Genomic DNA, 2643 nt, shown 5'->3' with positions numbered 1-2643 from the left:
CATCGAGATGTTCTACAACCCGGTGCGCAAGCAGATCAGGAACGGGATGCTGTCACCCAACCAGTTCGAACGGCAGCAGATTCTGAAAGCAGAAGGCGTCTAGAAAACTAGGGGCTACTCAGTCGAACCATGGCCGGAATGCTTTGAGTTGGAGCCGGGCGACAGGCTAACGCTTATATGGGATGCCTCCGAAAATGGGGACGCCATCACCATTGATTTCATCAACGATCACGAACTCGTCGCCTGGCCGAACGGTGAAACCCATCAAATGCAATATCTCATCAACGGAGAGGAAGCCGAAGATCGAAGCTGGACCTTCAAACATCGATGATTTGCCGTGTCAGAGGCAATTAGGGGTGGGAACAAGACATTCCTCCCCGGCACGGAGAGGGGACCACTCGCGCAGCGAGTGGTGGAGGGGCACAGGCCGGCTAGCGCAGCACTAATAGGCACTTGCCCCTCCGTCAGCGCTTCGCGCTGCCACCTCCCCGTTCCGGGGAGGAAAGTCATCTTGTGGTCGTCAGCCGTCAAAGCGCAACGCCGACATTGCGCCCATTCTCCCGCGCCACCCCGCCCCTATCCGCAAGCCCCCTTTCTCCCTATCTACTCCTCATGCACCGCCTGTTCGTCGCCATCCGTCCGCCTGCCACGATCCGCAGCCAGCTTCTGGCCCAGATGGCCGGCGTTCCCGGCGCGCGTTGGCAGGATGATGGCCAGTTGCACCTGACCCTGCGCTTCATCGGGCAAGTGGATCGCCATCAGGCGGATGATATTGCCGATGCGCTCGCCGGCGTCCGCTTCCAGCCGTTCGCCATCGCGCTCGCCGGCGCCGGCTATTTCGATCGGCGCGGCGTGGTCGACACATTATGGGCCGGGGTGCAGCCGCGCGATCCGCTCGCCCATCTTCATGCCAAGGTGGATCGCGCCTGCACATCGACCGGCATCGCGCCCGAAGCCCGCGCCTATCTGCCGCACATCACCCTCGCCCGCTTCAGCCGGCACGGCGGCGATATCGCGCCTTTCCTCGCGCTGCACGCCGGCCTTGTATCGCCCGCCTTCACCGTGGACGAATTCAGCCTCTATGAAAGCCGGCTCGGCCATGCCGGCTCGAGCTATCACGCGGTCGAAACCTATCGCGCAGACGGTCATCCCGGCGCCCGCGACGATTGACGCGGACGCCGGGGCAATCAGGCCTCAGCCAACGCTCAGCACACCACAGGCGACGCGGCCGCCCGCATTGCCGGTCGGGTCGCTCTTGTAGTCGTCGGCCTGGGCATGGATCACGATGGCCGCGCCATCGGCATCCAGCAGCGGCGTCGCGCCGTCGCTGATCGTGCCGCCCGGCACCACATATTCGATCTCGCCGCTGCCGTCGGGCTTGGCCTGCATGTTGGGCATGTCGCCCATATGCATGCCCTGCGGATTATCCTTGCCATGCTGATGGCTGGTCGGGTTCCAATGGCCACCCGCGCTGGTGAAGTCCGGCCCCGTGCAGACGCCGGTAGTGTGGATATGCACCGCGTGGATGCCCGGCGTCAGCCCCTGCGCCTTGACCACGACATGCAGGCCATCGCCTGCCTGGGTCACCACGGCGGTGCCGCGCGCGCTGCCATCGCCAGCGGCCAGCTTGGCCTTGGCGGTCGGCGCGGCGGGCGCGCTCTGGCTGGTCGCGGCACAGGCCATCACGGCAGCGAGCAGAGGCAGGGCAAGGAACAGGGCGGCGGTCTTCATGGCAAACTCCCGATCACGGAAACAACTGCGCGAACGCGGCAGACGCGTCTTTGTTGCCGATCCGATCCGGTTTGTCATGACCCTTCTGCATATCGTTCGCAATAAAAGCAGGGAGATAGCATGGCATCCGTCCTGACACCCCTCCTTCACCGCCCCAAAGGCGCCATCCGCAGGCAATAGCCTGAAACCACGATGCGTCACGTATCAGGCCGAAGCTCGGTAGCAATCCAGACCACAGCGTTATCGGCCTCGCCCCTGCAATTAGCTGGCCGGCCATGAGCGCAGACATGATCAACCGCCCATATGTCGATCGTCCACGCTGTCCGGCATCAAGGCACATGACACGCCGGCCAGATATCCGTTCAGCCCGGATCGCGGCAGGCCCCAGCACGTGACAGAGCAACGTGCGACAGGCCAGCACGTGCAACGCAGGACAAGAAAAAGGGGCCGATCTTGCGATCGGCCCCTCTTCATATTCCATCCCGAAGGACGGAAAGTTCTTACTGACCCGAACCCGGACCGTAGCTGATTTCCACGCGACGGTTCTGGACTTCGCGAACGCCGTCCGCGGTGTCGACGCGCGGCTTCGATTCACCGAAGGCCTGGGTGGTCATCACGCCGTCAGGGATACCCTTCGAGGCGAGATAAGCCTTGGCAGCGTCAGCGCGACGCTGCGACAGACCAACGTTGTACGAGGCTGCACCCGAACGGTCAGCGTGACCGGCCAGCATGACCTGGGCGTTGCCGCAAGCGCTGTAGGCCGAAACCGCGTTGTCCAGAATGGTGGCGGCATCAGGCGTGATGTCCGACTTGTCCCATTCGAAGAAGACAATGTACGGCCCAGGCGAGCATTCCGGCGCCGGCGGGGGCGGCGGAGGCGGCGGCGGCGGGGGGGGCGGCGGGGGCGGCGGA

Annotated in this window: 4 protein-coding genes; 2 read left to right on the top strand and 2 right to left on the bottom strand. The window is 64.1% G+C overall.

Annotation, left to right across the window (positions count from 1 at the left end; all coding sequences use genetic code 11):
- The first annotated feature begins 148 nt into the window (after positions 1-148).
- Both A0U87_RS26035 and thpR read left to right on the top strand, forming a co-directional pair.
- Complete coding sequence (locus tag A0U87_RS26035) at positions 149-331, top strand: hypothetical protein (protein WP_199909676.1); 183 nt, start codon at positions 149-151, stop codon at positions 329-331.
- A gap of 281 nt (positions 332-612) precedes the next feature.
- Positions 613-1170 (top strand): RNA 2',3'-cyclic phosphodiesterase, encoded by a 558-nt coding sequence (thpR, locus tag A0U87_RS26030; protein WP_048939629.1) that lies wholly within the window; start codon positions 613-615, stop codon positions 1168-1170.
- A gap of 24 nt (positions 1171-1194) precedes the next feature.
- Here thpR and A0U87_RS26025 read toward each other — a convergent pair whose 3' ends face one another.
- Positions 1195-1731, bottom strand: coding sequence for a superoxide dismutase family protein (locus A0U87_RS26025; RefSeq protein ID WP_137406135.1), 537 nt, complete (start codon positions 1729-1731; stop codon positions 1195-1197).
- A gap of 500 nt (positions 1732-2231) precedes the next feature.
- On the bottom strand, positions 2232-2643 hold a 412-nt coding region (locus tag A0U87_RS26020; RefSeq protein ID WP_137406134.1), incomplete at its 5' end, for an OmpA family protein.

Source organism: Sphingobium sp. MP9-4 (assembly GCF_005281675.1).
Taxonomy (GTDB): Bacteria; Pseudomonadota; Alphaproteobacteria; order Sphingomonadales; family Sphingomonadaceae; genus Sphingobium; species Sphingobium yanoikuyae.
Note: the sequence above shows the minus strand (reverse complement) of the source record. Positions and strands in the feature narration are given on the sequence as shown.